At 71.8% G+C, this 14,639-nt stretch carries 14 protein-coding genes; 9 read left to right on the top strand and 5 right to left on the bottom strand.

Going from position 1 to position 14,639, the window contains the following annotated elements:
- Positions 1-4: 4 nt before the first annotated feature.
- Complete coding sequence (locus ABD127_RS15335; RefSeq protein WP_344203076.1) at positions 5-772, bottom strand: SDR family oxidoreductase; 768 nt, start codon at positions 770-772, stop codon at positions 5-7.
- 134 nt (positions 773-906) lie between these two features.
- On the opposite strand from ABD127_RS15335, the gene ABD127_RS15330 reads away from it, so the two are divergent.
- The 3 genes from ABD127_RS15330 to ABD127_RS15320 are packed head-to-tail and all read left to right on the top strand — an operon-like array spanning position 907 to position 5,119.
- On the top strand, positions 907-2,628 hold the full coding sequence (locus ABD127_RS15330) for a class I adenylate-forming enzyme family protein (RefSeq protein WP_344203075.1): 1,722 nt from the start codon (positions 907-909) through the stop codon (positions 2,626-2,628).
- Entirely contained in the window at positions 2,625-4,199 is a 1,575-nt protein-coding gene (locus ABD127_RS15325; protein WP_344203074.1) for a class I adenylate-forming enzyme family protein, read from the top strand. Before ABD127_RS15330 ends, ABD127_RS15325 begins: the two co-directional genes overlap by 4 nt.
- Entirely contained in the window at positions 4,196-5,119 is a 924-nt protein-coding gene (locus ABD127_RS15320; RefSeq protein WP_344203072.1) for an NAD(P)H-dependent flavin oxidoreductase, read from the top strand. The genes ABD127_RS15325 and ABD127_RS15320 overlap by 4 nt, the downstream gene beginning before the upstream one ends.
- A 139-nt stretch (positions 5,120-5,258) precedes the next feature.
- Here ABD127_RS15320 and ABD127_RS15315 read toward each other — a convergent pair whose 3' ends face one another.
- From ABD127_RS15315 to ABD127_RS15305, 3 genes are read right to left on the bottom strand one after another with little or no spacing between them, the layout of a single operon-like run.
- Positions 5,259-6,113 (bottom strand): acyl-CoA thioesterase, encoded by an 855-nt coding sequence (locus ABD127_RS15315; RefSeq protein ID WP_344203071.1) that lies wholly within the window; start codon positions 6,111-6,113, stop codon positions 5,259-5,261.
- On the bottom strand, positions 6,110-6,952 hold the full coding sequence (locus tag ABD127_RS15310) for a DUF1295 domain-containing protein (RefSeq protein WP_344203069.1): 843 nt from the start codon (positions 6,950-6,952) through the stop codon (positions 6,110-6,112). Before ABD127_RS15310 ends, ABD127_RS15315 begins: the two co-directional genes overlap by 4 nt.
- A complete protein-coding gene (locus ABD127_RS15305) occupies positions 6,949-7,863 on the bottom strand; it encodes an SDR family NAD(P)-dependent oxidoreductase (RefSeq protein ID WP_344203067.1) in 915 nt (304 codons plus the stop codon). Before ABD127_RS15305 ends, ABD127_RS15310 begins: the two co-directional genes overlap by 4 nt.
- Before the next feature lie 158 nt (positions 7,864-8,021).
- Here ABD127_RS15305 and ABD127_RS15300 point away from each other — a divergent pair, with 158 nt between their 5' ends.
- From ABD127_RS15300 to ABD127_RS15285, 4 genes are read left to right on the top strand one after another with little or no spacing between them, the layout of a single operon-like run.
- Positions 8,022-9,539, top strand: a complete 1,518-nt coding sequence (locus tag ABD127_RS15300; protein ID WP_344203065.1) for a carotenoid oxygenase family protein — start codon at positions 8,022-8,024, stop codon at positions 9,537-9,539.
- A 16-nt stretch (positions 9,540-9,555) separates the two neighbouring features.
- Positions 9,556-10,827: a winged helix-turn-helix transcriptional regulator gene (locus tag ABD127_RS15295; protein ID WP_344203064.1), complete on the top strand. Its 1,272-nt coding sequence runs from the start codon at positions 9,556-9,558 to the stop codon at positions 10,825-10,827.
- Positions 10,824-11,525, top strand: a complete 702-nt coding sequence (locus ABD127_RS15290) for a VOC family protein (protein ID WP_344203062.1) — start codon at positions 10,824-10,826, stop codon at positions 11,523-11,525. The genes ABD127_RS15295 and ABD127_RS15290 overlap by 4 nt, the downstream gene beginning before the upstream one ends.
- Positions 11,526-11,563: 38 nt before the next feature.
- Positions 11,564-11,944, top strand: coding sequence for a nuclear transport factor 2 family protein (locus tag ABD127_RS15285; RefSeq protein WP_344203060.1), 381 nt, complete (start codon positions 11,564-11,566; stop codon positions 11,942-11,944).
- 36 nt (positions 11,945-11,980) lie between these two features.
- On the opposite strand, the gene ABD127_RS15280 is transcribed toward ABD127_RS15285, so the two are convergent.
- Positions 11,981-12,925 (bottom strand): winged helix-turn-helix transcriptional regulator, encoded by a 945-nt coding sequence (locus tag ABD127_RS15280; protein WP_344203059.1) that lies wholly within the window; start codon positions 12,923-12,925, stop codon positions 11,981-11,983.
- A 195-nt stretch (positions 12,926-13,120) separates the two neighbouring features.
- Between ABD127_RS15280 and ABD127_RS15275 the strand changes: the two genes are divergently transcribed.
- Both ABD127_RS15275 and ABD127_RS15270 read left to right on the top strand, forming a co-directional pair.
- Positions 13,121-13,861 carry an ABC transporter ATP-binding protein gene (locus ABD127_RS15275; RefSeq protein ID WP_344203057.1) on the top strand — a complete coding sequence of 247 codons (741 nt, stop codon included), beginning with the start codon at positions 13,121-13,123 and terminating at the stop codon, positions 13,859-13,861.
- Entirely contained in the window at positions 13,858-14,622 is a 765-nt protein-coding gene (locus ABD127_RS15270) for an ABC transporter ATP-binding protein (protein ID WP_344203056.1), read from the top strand. The genes ABD127_RS15275 and ABD127_RS15270 overlap by 4 nt, the downstream gene beginning before the upstream one ends.
- The last annotated feature ends 17 nt before the right edge of the window (positions 14,623-14,639 follow it).

Here is a 14,639-nt window from a genome sequence, read left to right as displayed (position 1 = left end):
ACGGTCACGCCTTCGTGCTCAGGGAGTCGACGAACAGCAGCTTGCCGAGCCCGCGCTCGTAGCGGACCGGGTCCAGCGCCAGACGGGCCCGTGACTCGAACGCCATGCGGTCGGTGTCGGTGGTCCAGTCGCCGCGCTGCATCGCCCTCAGCCCGGCGACCGCGATCGTGCGCGGGTCCTCCTTGTGACCGTCGACGTGGGCGGCCATCTGGGTGTCGACCGAGCCGACGATCAGCGAGGTGACCGTGATGCCGTCGGGCTCCAGCTCGGCGCGGGCGATGCCGCCCAGGTACAGGGCCGCGGCCTTGGAGGGGGAGTAGCCGCCCATGAACGCGGTCGGCGCGATGGCGGCGACGGACAGGACGTTGACGATCGAGCCGCCCCCGTTGGCCGCGATGACCGGCGCGAACGCGCGGGTCGCCAGGAGCGGCGCGAAGTAGTTGACCTCCATCTCGCGGCGCGCGGCGTCCACGTCGGAGCACTTCACGAGGCGGTCCTGGGCGTGCAGGCCGGCGTTGTTGATCAGCACGGTGGCGTCGGCGCAGGTGCGGGCGGCCGCGGCGACGTCGTCGGCGGAGGTCACCTCGAGCTGCACGATCTCGGCCCCCGACGCGGCGAGCTCGGGAGTCACGGTGGAGGTGTCGCGGACGCCGGCGTAGACCTTCGCGGCTCCGCGGGCCAGGGCCTCGGTCACGAAGGCCAGGCCGATGCCCCGGTTCGCGCCGGTCACGACGATCGTGGCTCCGGCCACGCTCGCTCCTCGCATGCTCATGCTTGTCCTTGCTGTCGCGGGTTTGATAATCACTCTGGTTGGTGTAGTAATCTCTATCACACTGATAGCTGAAGTGTCACGGGCTCAGTCTGGGCCCGGGACCTCGGTGTGGCGACGAAGAGGGTGAGGAACCGATGGCGATCGCGCGAGGGCTGCACGCAGCCGAGAAGGTGGCCGACTACCAGGCCCGCGGCTGGTGGTCCGAGGAGACCGTCGACGAGCTGTTCGACCGGCAGGTGGCCGAGCGTCCCGACGAGCTCGCCGTCGTCGACCCGGCGAACCGCGCCGCGCTCCTGGGCTCGGCGCCGCGCCGGCTCACCTGGCGCGAGCTCGAGGCCGAGGTCGTGTCGCTCGCGGCCCGGCTCGACGCGCTCGGGCTGCAGCGGGGTGACGTGCTGGGTGTCCAGCTGCCCAACGCGATCGAGCTCGTGGAGGTGTACCTCGCGGCCTGGTCGCTCGGCATCGTCGTCTCGCCGCTGCCGATGCAGTACCGCGAGCACGAGATCCTCGGGATGGCCAACCAGGCCGAGTTCGCCGCGTACGTCACCAGCGCACGCTTCGGCGGACGCTCGCCGGTCGCCGACGTGCTGGCGGCGCGCGAGCGCGTCGCGAGCCTGCGCGCCGTGGTGGTCTACGGCGACGCCGCCGAGCACGTCGACGTCCCTGACGGTGCCGACGTGTGGGTGCCCTCGGTCGCGAGCGACGCCGAGCGCGAGGCGGTCGACGCCCGCCGTGCGAGCGACCCCAACGACGCCAACGACTGCCTGACCGTCTGCTGGACCTCGGGCACCGAGAGCGAACCCAAGGGCGTGCCGCGCGCGCACCTGGAGTGGCTCGCGATCAGCTGGGCCACGGTCGACGCTCCGCGCATGGTGGCCGAGGACGTCCTGCTCAACCCGTTCCCGATGGTCAACATGGCCGGCATCAACGGCATGTTCCTGCCGTGGCTGCGGACCGGGTGCGTCCTGGTGCAGCACCACCCGTTCGACCTGCCGACCTTCCTGCAGCAGATCGCCGTCGAGCGCGTGACCTACACCGTCGCCCCGCCCGCGCTGCTGTGGATGCTGCTGCACAACGAGGAGCTCCTGGCCAAGGCCGACCTGTCGAGCCTGACCCGTCTGGGCTCGGGCTCGGTCCCGCTGCAGCCCGCGATGGTGCGCGGCTGGCAGCAGAAGTTCGGCATCGGCGTCATCAACTTCTTCGGGTCCAACGAGGGCATCGGCCTGCTGTCGAGCGTGGAGGACTTCCCCGACCCGGACGACCGTGCGCAGTACTTCCCCCGGTACGGCGCCCCGGGGGTGACCTGGTCCTCGCGGGTCGCCGAGCAGGTCCTCGTGCGCCTGGTCGATCCCACGACCGACGAGGAGATCACCGAGCCGGGCGTGCCGGGCGAGCTGCGTCTCGGCGGCTCCACGGTGTTCTCGGGTTACCTGAACCCCGAGACCCGGGCCAACCCGTTCGACGAGCACGGCCACCTGCGCACGGGCGACATCTTCGAGATCGCGGGCGACCGCCACCAGTTCCTGCGCTACCTCGACCGTGCCAAGGACCTCGTGATCCGTGGCGGGATGAACATCGCCCCGGCCGAGCTCGAGGGCCTGATCGGCGACCACCCGGACGTCGTCGACGTCGCCGTGATCGGCGACCCCGACGAGGTCCTGGGCGAGCGGGTCGCGGCGGTCGTGACCCTGCGCGCCGGCGCGACGATGGAGCTCGCGGACCTCGTGGCCTACCTGACGAGCCGCAAGATCGCCTCGTACAAGCTGCCCGAGCGGCTCGCGGTGATGGACGAGCTGCCCCGCAACCCGGTCGGCAAGATCCTCAAGCGCGAGCTGCGCCAGGGGACGCCGGCGTGACCGATCCCGCCGCACTCGGACCGACCTGGGCGTCGGTCGTCACGGCGGCGATGGCACGGGCCGGCGACCGCGTCGCGTTCCGCGACCCCGACGGGGTGCGCACGCACCGGGAGTCGCTGACCCGGGTCGCTCGCCTCGCCCACGCCCTGGCCGAGCGCGGCGTCGGAGCGGGCGACCGGGTCGCCCTGGTCGTGGACGTCGGGGCCGACGCCGTCGAGGCGTACCTGGCGGTCGGCCTGACCGGCGCCACTGCGGTGCAGGTCAACGACCGGCTCCACGCGGCCGAGATCGCCGAGATCCTCGACCGGGTCGCGCCCCGAGCGGTCGTCCACACGCCGGCGCACGCCGAGCGGCTCGAGCCGCTGCTGCGGGGTTCCGGTGCCGTCGTGGTCGGACTCGGTGGGGTCGGTCGTCTCGACCTCGACGCCCAGCAGGCCGTCGGAAGCGGCTCGACCGAGCTCCTGCAGGTCGCGGTGCCCGCCGGGACGCCCGCCATCGTCGGCTTCACGAGCGGTACCACCGGGCGGCCCAAGGGCGTGGTGCACACCCACGAGAACCTCGCGCGGATCATCCGCCACATGCCGGCCCACGACGGCCTCCGGTGGGGGAGCCGCTGCGGGTTCACCGGCACGCTCGCGTTCGCGGCGGGCATCTGGGGCGTGGTCCTGCCGCACCTCTACGTCGGCGGCGAGCTGTCCTGGATGGCCGGGCTGCCGCCGGAGGAGTGGGTCGACCGCATGGTGCGTGAGCGCACTTCGTTCACGTACGCCCCGACGCCCCTGATGGGGGCGTTCGCGGCCGAGGTGCGTCGCCGCCCAGAGGTGCTGGACCACCTCGACGGCGTGCTGCACTCCGGCTCGCTGGCCACGCGGGAGGCGACCGCGGACCTGGTCGACGCGGTCGGCCACCGGTACGTGGAGACGTACGGCATGACCGAGACTGGTGCGCCGGTCACGGCGACCGTGCCCGACGACTGGCGGGAGGGCGCCGAGGCCGACGACCCGTTCTCCTCGGCGGGGCGCGCGACGTCGATCGCGCGCGTCCTGGTGCTCGACGAGCGTGGCGCCGAGCTGGCTGCCGGCGAGGTCGGTGAGGTCGTGGTCGAGAGCGAGACCCTGTTCGCGGGCTACCTCGACGATCCGGCCCAGACCGCCGACGCGGTGCGCCTCGGACCGTCGGGCGAGCGACGCCTGCACACGGGCGACCTCGGCAGCCTCGACGGCGCGGGCCATCTCTACGTGCGCGGCCGGAGCAAGGACATGATCGTCACCGGGGGCATGAACGTCTACCCGGCGGAGGTCGAGCGGGTGCTCGCCCAGGCGGAGGGGGTGGCCGACGTCGCGGTGTTCGCCGTCGCCGACGAGCGCTGGGGCGAGACCGTGGCGGCCGCCGTGGTCGCCGCCCCCGGCGCGAGCGTCGACCTGGCCGCGCTCGACGGCTTCGTCCGCGAGCGTCTGGCCGGCTACAAGAAGCCGACGCGGGTGCGGGTGCTGCCCGAGCTGCCGCGCAACGCCAGCCTGAAGGTGCGCAAGGACGTCCTGCGCCGTGAGTTCGAGGAGACGAGCACGTGACCGACACGTCCTGGATCGAGCGCCTCGCGGTGCCGGTGGTCGCCGCCCCGATGTTCCTCGTCTCGGGTCCTGACCTCGTGGTCGCCGCGAGCCGCGCCGGCGCGGTCGGCTCCTTCCCCGCGCCGAACTGCCGGACCCTCGACGAGCTCGACGCGTGGATGGGGCGCATCGACGACGAGCTCGACGAGGAGCCGTGGGCCCTGAACCTGGTGACGCACCGCACCAACGCGCGGCTCGAGGACGACCTGCGGCTCGTCGCGCAGCACCGGCCGCCGATCGTCATCACGGCCCTCGGCTCGCCTCGGCCCGTCATGGAGACGGTGCGCGGCTACGGCGGCATCGTCATCGCCGACGTGGTGACCCTCGCCCTGGCGCGCAAGGCGATCGACGCCGGGGTCGACGGGCTGGCCTGCGTCTCGGCGGGAGCCGGGGGCCACACGGGCTTCCTGTCGCCGTTCGCCTTCGTGTCGGCCGTGCGGCGCGAGTTCGACGGGCTCGTCACGATCGGGGGCGGCATCAGCGACGGCCACGGCGTCGCGGGGGCGATCGCCGCCGGGGCCGACCTCGTGTACATGGGCACGCGGTTCCTCGCGACGCAGGAGAGCCTCGCGGTGCCGGAGTACAAGCAGATGGTCGTGGACCACGGGGTCGACGACCTCGTCGTGAGCGACGGCGTCACCGGGACGCCTGCCTCGTGGCTGCGGCCGAGCCTCGTCGCCAACGGGCTCGATCCGGATCGTCTCGTCGGGCCGGCCGAGCGCAGCTACGACGCGACGCAGTCGCCCGCGAAGCGATGGAAGGACGTCTGGGCCGCGGGGCAGGGCCTCGGTGCCGTCACCGCGGTCGAGCCCGCCGCGGCCGTCGTCGAACGGCTCGCGGCCGAGTACGGCCAGGCCCTCGACCGCCTCCGCAGCCTCTGACGTTCCGGGCCCCCGGGGGGCGGTGAGGTAGGCGCCAAACAAGCGCCCGGGCGGTGAGTGGCGCGCCAATCGTCGCTGTCAATTGGCGCGTAAGTCACCGCCCAGCTCACGGTTTGGCGCGTAAGTCACCGCCCGGGGGTCAGGTGGGGGCGAGGGGGCGGATCAGCGCCTCTTGGGTGATGCGGCACGCCTGGGTCCCGTCCGGGCCGAACACCGCGGCGTCGATCAGCGCGCGCGAGTCGTGCGCCGCGGTCGTCGCGTGCTCGTACAGGAGCCAGTCGTCGGCGCGCACGTCGCGGTGGAACCACATCGTGTGGTCCAGCGAGACGGCCCACCACTGCTCCGCGAGCGTCGTCTCGGCTCCCGTCGTGTGCCCGTGAGGCGTCACGGCGGTCGACATCAGCATGAGGTCGCTCGCGTACGCGATCGCGGCGCGGTGCAGCAGCGGGTCGTCGCCGAGCCGCTCGACCGATCGCATCCAGATGTTCTGCGGTGGGGACGCCCAGGCACCGGCCGGCCCCGGCGGGTCCTCCGGCTCGACACGGATCTCGATCGCGGTGAAGTCGTCCCAGAAGCGGCCCAGGCCGCCGTCCGGCTCGGCCAGCACCCGCAGGTCGACCGCCGCGTCCGGTCCGACCGATGCGGGTCGCGGCCGCGAGTGGCTCAGCCCGTCGTCGATCGTGGTGCACGAGATCGTCGACCGGCAGACGAGCCGATCGCCCTGCCAGGCGCTGACCTCGCGGGTCGCGACCTGACGCCCGTCGCGGAGCCGGTCGACCCGGTACGTGACGGGCGTCCCCGAGAGGCCCCCGCGCAGGAACGTCGTGTGCACCGAGTGCGGCAGGCTGCCGTCCGGCACCGAGCGTCCGGCGGCGACGATCGACTGCCCGACGAGGTGCCCGCCGAACAGCTGCGGCAGCCGCAGGCCGTCGTCGGCGCCGACCCAGGTGTCGGTGCCGACCTGGTCGAGGCGGAAGACCTCCGACAGGCTCATCGGTCCGCGGTCGCCGAGGGTGCGGGACGACGCCTCGGCGGACGCGGGAAGAAGCCGCTCGTCGTCGCGATGTAGTGCTCGTAGGCCTCGCCGCGCTTGCGCCGCATCCCCTTCTCGAGCAGCTTCTTGCCGCTGTAGGACACCAGGAGCTTGACCATGACGATCGGCGCGACCACGGTGACGATCCCGGACCAGTGGCCGAGCGCCAGGACGAACAGGCCCACCCACACGCACGCGTCGCCGAAGTAGTTGGGGTGACGCGTCCAGGCCCACAGTCCGCGGTCCATGATGCGACCCTCGTTGGCCGGGTCGGCCTTGAACCGCGCGAGCTGCCAGTCGCCGACGGCCTCGAACACGAAGCCGATCGTCCACAGGGCGACGCCGATCCAGCCGATCACGCCGAGCGGTGCGCTCTGGTACATCGCGAACTGCACGGGCAGCGAGACGACGAAGAGCAGGAACGCCTGCAGGCCGTAGATCTGCTTGACCAGGAACGCCACCAGGCTGCCGCTCTTGCGCGAGGCGAGCAGGCGCGTGTAGCGGGGGTCCTCGCCGTGACCGAGGTTGCGCTTGCCGATGTGGAAGCCGAGGCGCAGGCCCCAGACCGCGGTCAGGGCCAGGACGACCACGCGTCGCGTGTCGTCGCCGCCGTCGCCGGCCGAGGCCAGGAACGAGACCAGGGCGACGACGGCGAAGCCGGGGCCCCAGCCGATGTCGATGATCGAGTGGTTCTTGACCGCGGTCGCGACGGCCATGATGACGCCGAAGAACACGACGGAGGCGGCGACGCCGAGGCCCAGGTTGAGGGCGAGGTCGCTCCAGGAGATGGGGGAGTTCACGAGAGTTCCTTCAGGTCGGTGGCCAGGCTCTGGAAGGCGGCCCGGGCGTGGGTGTAGGTGTGGGGCTCGCCCGCGCGGCTGCGGGCGAGGAGGTCGGTGAGCGCGGCGGGCGAGAGCGGGCCGGGCGGGAACGTGACGGTGCCGCCTTCGACCGCGTCGGCGACGCGCAGGCCGGAACCCGCGGCGACGACGACCTGGCCGTTGAGGGTGCACGCGGGGTCGGCGAGCGCGCCCACGACCGGCGCGACGAGCTCGGAGCGCATGCGGTCGGCGTGCTGCGGGTCCATGCCCTGCTCGGTCATCTGGGTCGTCGCGTAGGGCAGCAGGACGTTGGTCAGGACCCCCTTCGAGGCTCCTTCGTGGGCCGCGGTGCGGGCCAGCGCGATGACGGCGCCCTTGCTCGCGGCGTAGGCCGCGGCCGCGAGCTCGCCGTGCAGCCCGGCGGTCGAGGCGATCATGACGACGCGACCGTGCCCGGCCTCGCGCATGACGGCCGAGGCGGCGGCGGCGACGAGTGCCGTGCCGACGACGTTGACGTCCAGGACGGTGCGGAAGCTCGCCTCGGTGGTCTTGTGGAACATCTCGAGCCCGGTGATCGCGGCGCTGGTCACCAGCACGTCCAGGCGGCCGAAGTGGGTCAGGGCGTCCTGGACGAGTGCGGTCGCGGTGGCGGTCACGGCGACGTCGCCGTAGTTCGCGACCGCCCGCCCGCCGGCGGCCTCGATCTCGGCCACGACGTGGTCGGCCGGTCCGCGGCCGTCCGCGTCCACCGTGCGGTTGCGGTTGTTGACCACGACGGCGGCACCGCGCTCGGCCAGGTGCAGGGCGAAGGCGCGGCCGAGGCCCTTGCCACCGCCGGTCACGACAGCGACCTGGCCCTGCAAGGGCAGGGATTTCTGGGGGGTGGTCACGCGGGGGTCCTCTCCAAGGCGGGCCACCAGGGCGTTGCGCAGGACAACTTTTTTCTGCGTCCCCGGTGGAGTTACTCTGATAGTAGTAGTACGGTGTGACGCAGATGACAAGCCCTGCCCGCCCACCGGCGTGGCGAGAGAGAAACCGAGGTAGCCCCATGGACGTCGACGTCGTCGGTCGGATCCTGTCGACCCTTCCCGCGGACGACGACCACCCGTACCGCACGGGCCCCTGGCAGCCGCAGACCACCGAGTGGCAGGCCGACGACCTCGAGGTCGTCGAGGGCGAGATCCCGACCGATCTCGACGGCGTCTACCTGCGCAACACCGAGAACCCGGTCCACCCCTCGCTGAAGAACTACCACCCGTTCGACGGCGACGGCATGCTCCACGTCGTGGGCTTCCGTGACGGCACGGCCTTCTACCGCAACCGCTTCATCCGCACCGACGGGTTCGTCGAGGAGCAGGAGGCCGGGCAGGCCCTGTGGGCCGGCATCGCCGAGCGCCCCAGCCTGGCGCTGCGCGAGGACGGCTGGGGCGCGCGCCGCCGCATGAAGGACGCCTCGAGCACCGACGTCGTCGTGCACCGCGGCACCGCGCTCACGAGCTTCTACCAGTGCGGCGACCTGTACCGGGTCGACCCGTACAGCGCCGAGACCCTCGGCAAGGAGGGCTTCAACGGCAAGTTCCCGTTCGAGTGGGGCGTCTCGGCGCACCCCAAGATCGACGACAAGACCGGCGAGATGCTGTTCTTCAACTACAGCAAGGAGGCGCCGTACATGAAGTACGGCGTCGTCGACGCCAACAACGACCTCGCGCACTACGTCGACATCCCGCTGCCCGGGCCGCGCCTGCCGCACGACATGGCGTTCACCGAGAACTACGCGATCCTCAACGACTTCCCGGTCTTCTGGGACCCGGAGGCACTCAAGAGCGACGCGCACATCTCGCGCTGGCACCGCGACATGCCCTCCCGCTTCGCGGTCATCCCGCGCCGCGGCCAGAGCTCCGACATCCGCTGGTTCGAGGCCGAGTCGACCTACGTCCTGCACTTCGTCAACGCCTACGAGGAGGGCGACGAGATCGTCCTCGACGGCTTCTTCCAGGGCGACCCCGAGCCCGCCGACAACGGCATGGGCAACAAGTGGGAGCGCTCCTTCCGCTTCCTGGCCCTCGACCGCATGCAGGCCCGCCTGCACCGCTGGCGCCTCAACCTCACGACCGGCCTGGTGACGGAGGAGCAGCGCAGCGACTCGATCACCGAGTTCGGCATGATGAACGGCGACTACACGGGCGGGAAGTACCGCTACGCGTACGCCGCGACGGGCAAGCCCGGCTGGTTCCTGTTCGACGGTCTGATGAAGCACGACCTGCAGACGGGCTCCGAGGAGCACTTCAGCTTCGGTGATGGCGTCTACGGCAGCGAGACCGCGATGGCGCCCCGCGTCGGGTCGACCGCCGAGGACGACGGCTACCTCATCACCCTGACGACCGACATGAACCAGGACGCCTCGTTCGCGGTCGTGCTCGACGCGTCGCGCGTGGGGGACGGGCCGGTGTGCAAGCTCAAGCTCCCCGAGCGGATCTCGTCCGGCACCCACTCCACGTGGGCCGCCGGGTCGGAGCTGCGGCGCTGGCAGACCGCCGACACCGCCGCGAGCGCGGTCGGCCTGTAACGGGCAGCGGCACACGATGACCGAGGAACCGGCCGAGCTCGAGCCGGGAGGAACCAACGCGATCGGCCGGATGCTCGGCCTGCTCGGCGACGAGTGGACCCTGCTGATCCTGCAGCACTCGCTGTGGGGCGTGCGCCGGTACGGCCAGTTCATGGCCGCGATCCCGATCTCGAACGCGGTCCTGACCTCGCGCCTGCGCCTGCTGACCGACGAGGGACTCCTGGAGCGCCGCGTCTACCAGCCCAACCCGCCGCGGGCCGAGTACCGTCCGACGGCGCGGTCGCGCTCCCTGTGGCCCGTGCTGCTCGCGATCTGGGAGTGGGAGCGCCAGTGGGTGCCCGACCACGCGGAGGGCCTGCCGGCCATGCGGCACGCGGTCTGCGGCTCCGACTTCGCACCCGTGCTCGGCTGTCGCGCGTGCGGCGAGGTGCTCCACCCCCGCGACGCGCAGGCCGACTGGGGTCCGAGCGGCAGCTGGCCCCGCTCGGTGCCGGCGGCCGTGACGCGGCGTCGCTCGGACACCGAGGGCGGCAGCGGCCAGTCGGGCCTGTTCCCCGACACCATGGCGATCTTCGGCAACCGGTGGTCGTCGGCCCTGATCGGTGCCGCCTTCCGCGGGCTCACGCGCTTCTCGGAGTTCGAGACGAGCCTCGGTGCCCCGCCGACGCTGATCGCCGACCGGCTCAAGGTCTTCGGCGCGATCGGGGTGCTCGAGCCCATCGACAACCTCGGCCGCTCGGACTGGATGCAGTACCGCCTGACGGCGAAGGGGCGCGCCTTCTTCCCCGTCGTGGCCCTGGCCCTGCAGTGGGCCGAGCAGTGGTTCCACGCCCCGGAGGGTGCTGCCCTGGAGGTCACCCACGGCGTCTGCGGCAACCCGCTCACGGCGATCCTGATGTGCGACCAGTGCGGGCAGCCGCTGTCCGGCGGTGACGTGCTGGTGGTCTCGGCCGACCAGCACGACCTGCTGATGTCGGGCACCGAGCACATCGAGGCGGCCGAGGTCGAGGACGTGCTGATGGCGCACCCGGGTGTGCGGGAGGTCGCCGTGATCGGCGCCCCGGACGAGCGCCGCGGCGAGACCCCCGTGGCGTTCGTCGTCGTCGAGCACGGCAGCGGCGTCTCGGTCGACGACCTGTTCGCCTTCGCCGGCGAGCACCTCGAGCCCGACCGGCGGCCCACCGCCATCGAGGTCATCGACTCCCTTCCCCGTACCGCTACGGGCAAGGTGCTGAAGCGCGACCTTCGCGCGCCCTACTGGGCCGGACACGACAGGAGCAACGCATGAGCTGGGCGATCATCCGACAGGTGGTCCTCGGGGCCGAGGACCTCGAGACCACGAGCAAGGAGCTGCGGGAGGGTCTGGGCCTGAGCGCCGGATTCGCCGACCCGCTGCTCGAGGACATCGGCCTCGCCGACGAGACGATCCGCGTCGGCCGTGAGGCGCACCTCGAGATCGTCGCGCCCCTCGTGGAGTCGGCGTCGATCAACGCCTGGCTCGCAAAGGTCGGTGGCGGGGGCGGCTACGCGCTGTCGGTGCAGGTGCCTGACGCGGCGACCCTGGTGGCGAACGCGGAGGCCGCAGGCGTCCGCACCGTGGCGGACCTGGAGGCCTACGGCCGCCGCATCGTGCAGCTGCACCCCGGTGACATGGGCCTGCTGGTCGAGCTCGACGAGATCCCCGAGCCCGAGCAGTGGTTCTGGGACGACATCGCGACCGACGCCCCGGAGCACCCCGTCGTCGACGACGTGCTGGGCGTCGACGTCGAGTCGTCCGACCCGCAGGCGCAGGCGGTCCGCTGGGCCGCCGTGTTCGGCGTCGCCGTCGAGGCGGGCGACGTCCCGTCGATCCAGCTCGGCACGCGCACCGTGCACTTCGTGCAGGGCAGCCGGCGCATGCTCAGCGCGGTCGACCTGCGCACCGTCGAGGGCGTGGACGCCCCGACCTCCCTGACCGTCGGCGGCGTCCTGCTCCGACTGCACTGACCCGGAGCACACCGGACCACCCCAGAAGAGGAGTCACCATGACCGATGACGAGAAGATCGCCCGGACGCACGAGATGCTGAAGGCCTGGGACGCGTGCGACTGGGACGCCGTGGCGGCGATGTTCGCCGAGGACGGCGTGCTGCACAGCGTCATGAAGGAGCCCGTCGTGGGCCGCGCGACCATCGACGCGCACCTGCAGCCGTTCCGCGAGAACGCCCACGACGTCGACCTGCAGGTCAAGTCGATCGGCGTGATCGGTGGTCGCGTGTTCGTCGAGCGCGTCGACGTCTTCGACTACGCCGAGCACCACGGCGAGGTGCCGGTCGTCGGCATCCTGTCGTGGGAGGACGGGCTCGTCACCGAGTGGCTGGAGTACTACGACCGCGCCACGCTGCTGCGCGGCATGGGCGCCGCCTGAGCCTCGACGTCCGGTGACCGCGGTCCTGCGCGGTGGTCAGGCCCCGCCCTGGCGGAGGTCGCCACCGCGCAGGACCTCGTGGCACTGGTCGCAGTGGAACACCCCGGTGAACGCCTGCCCGCACGAGCGGTGCGACCACGACAGGACGTCGCCGGCCTCCTCGTGGTACCAGTGCTCGGCCCACGCAGCGGTCGTGCCGATGACGGGGAAGAAGTCCAGGCCCTTCGGGGTCAGCTTGTACTCCGACCAGTCGGGACGGTCCGGCAGCACGACCTGGTGCAGGATCCCGCTCTCGCAGAGCGAGGTGAGCCGCGCGGCGAGCAGCGTCGGCGGCACCTTGAGCTTGTCGTGGAAGTCGTTGAACCGGGTCAGGCCCATGAAGGCGGCGCCGACGATCGCCGAGGACCAGCGGTTGCCGAAGACCGCCATGGTGTCGGGGTAGAAGTACTCCTGCTGGCGACGGTTGCCCGAGCGTCGGCGGGTCTGCACGTGGGGCACCGATCGCCGCCACCCGCCGCTCGGACCCCAACCGCTGTCGACGTCCTGGGCCACGACGGGCTCGGCGCACGCACTGCAGCAGAAGGCCGGGACGAACTCCTGGCCGCAGGTCGCGTGGACCATGGTCGGCGTGACGCCCTGGTCGCGCGGGGCCCAGGTGCGTTCCCACCGCCACAGGGCGGTCAGCACGGGCCAGAGTCCGCGACCCTTCTCGGTCAGCAGGTACTCCGATCGCACCGGGTTGCGCTGGTAGACCTCCTTGCGGAGCACGTCCTCGGCCACGAGCGAGTCGAGGCGCGCGGTGAGCACGGCGTGCGAGATGGGGAAGGCCGCCCCGATCTCCCCGTACTTGCGGGCGCCGTCGAAGGTGGCGCGCAGGATCAGCAGCGTCCACTCGTCGCCGATGACCCCGAAGCCGTGGCCGAGAGCGTTGGGGCGCTCCGGGTCGAGCACGCCGTCGTCGGCTCCGGGCTGGTCGTCCACCCGGGCAGGATAGTCCGCCGCGTGCCACGGCCGGGGACGTCGCGAGGTGACGCGGCCGCGAGAGACTCTGCTTGACGTAGTGACCGCGGATCCCTAGGGTCACACTATTAGTTGTAGTGACCGGGCTCACGCTGCGTGAGACCCGCGTCCCCGGACTCAGGAACGGATCCCCCACCCATGCTCAATGTCTCTGACGTGGCGCTCTCGTTCGGAGGTATCCGCGCCCTCGACTCGGTCGGCTTCACGGTCGCGACCGACGAGATCTGTGGCCTCATCGGACCGAACGGTGCCGGGAAGACGTCGATCTTCAACTGCATCACGCGGATCTACCAGCCGGACTCGGGCTCGATCACCTACGGCGACACCGACCTGCTGACGGTCCCTCGTCACAAGATCGTGCGCGAGGGCATCGCCCGCACCTTCCAGAACCTCGCCCTCTGGCCGCAGCAGAGCGTCCTGGAGAACACGATCATCGGCGCCCACAGCTCCTCGACGCCGGGCCTGCTCGCGTCCGCGGTCGGCTGGCCGGCCTCGCGCAAGGCCGCGAAGCAGGTCGAGCGCGACGCGTGGGACCTGCTCGAGCTCCTGGGCCTGACCGACCTGGCCTCGCACCCGGCGGCGGGCCTGCCGTTCGGCACGCTCAAGCGGGTCGAGCTGGCCCGCGCGCTGATCAGCCGCCCGACCCTGCTCCTGCTCGACGAGCCGGCCGGCGGCCTGACCCACGCGGAGGTCGACGAGCTGGGCGACCTGATCCTCGAGCTGCGTCGCGAGCTCGGGTTCAGCGCGCTGCTGGTCGAGCACCACATGGGCATGGTCATGCGCATCTGCGACCACGTGGTCGCGATGGACTTCGGCCGCACGATCGCCGACGGCCTGCCCGACGACGTGAAGCGCGACCCTGCCGTCGTCTCGGCCTACCTGGGGACCGCCGCATGAGCGGCGACGTCCTGTCCCAGGCGAGCGCCTCGGCCGCCGCGCCCGAGGCGACGCCCCTGCTCGAGACCCGCGGACTCTCGGCCGGGTACGGGCAGTCGCTCGTGCTCCGTGACGTCGACCTGGCCGTCGGGCCGGGGCAGGTCGCAGTGGTGCTGGGCGCCAACGGTGCCGGCAAGACCACGCTGATGCGCTCGCTGGCCGGCCTCCTGCCGTTCAGCGGCGACCTGCTGGTCGACGGTCAGAAGGTCGGTGCCGTCCGACCCGACCGCATGGTCGGTCGCGGCATCAGCCTCGTGCCACAGGGTCGCGGCACGATGTCGGCGCTGTCGGTGCACGACAACCTGCGCGCCGGCGCGGTCAGCCGTCGCGACAAGGCCGGGGTCGAGGAGGACGTCGACCGCTGGTTCACGACGTTCCCCCGCCTGGCGGAGCGTCGTGACCAGGCCGCCGGCACGCTGTCGGGCGGCGAGCAGCAGATGCTCGCGATCGCTCGCGCGCTGATGAGCCGCCCGCGGCTGCTGCTGTGCGACGAGATCAGCCTCGGCCTCGCACCCCGGATCGTCCAGGAGCTCTTCGAGACGATCGCGCAGATCAACGTCGAGATGGGGACCGCGCTGCTGCTCGTCGAGCAGAACGCCGCCCTCGCGATGAAGGTCGCCTCCTACGTCTACCTGCTCGAGGTCGGTGAGGTCGTGCAGCACGGCGACGCTCGCGAGTTCGAGCAGAGCGACAGCATCCGCCGCGTCTACCTCGGCTACTGAAAGGGACCCCCGACTCC

The organism is Aeromicrobium alkaliterrae, from assembly GCF_039529015.1.
Lineage (GTDB): Bacteria > Actinomycetota > Actinomycetes > Propionibacteriales > Nocardioidaceae > Aeromicrobium > Aeromicrobium alkaliterrae.
The sequence above is the reverse complement of the archived record's forward strand: the minus strand, read 5'-3'. Positions and strand labels throughout refer to the sequence as shown.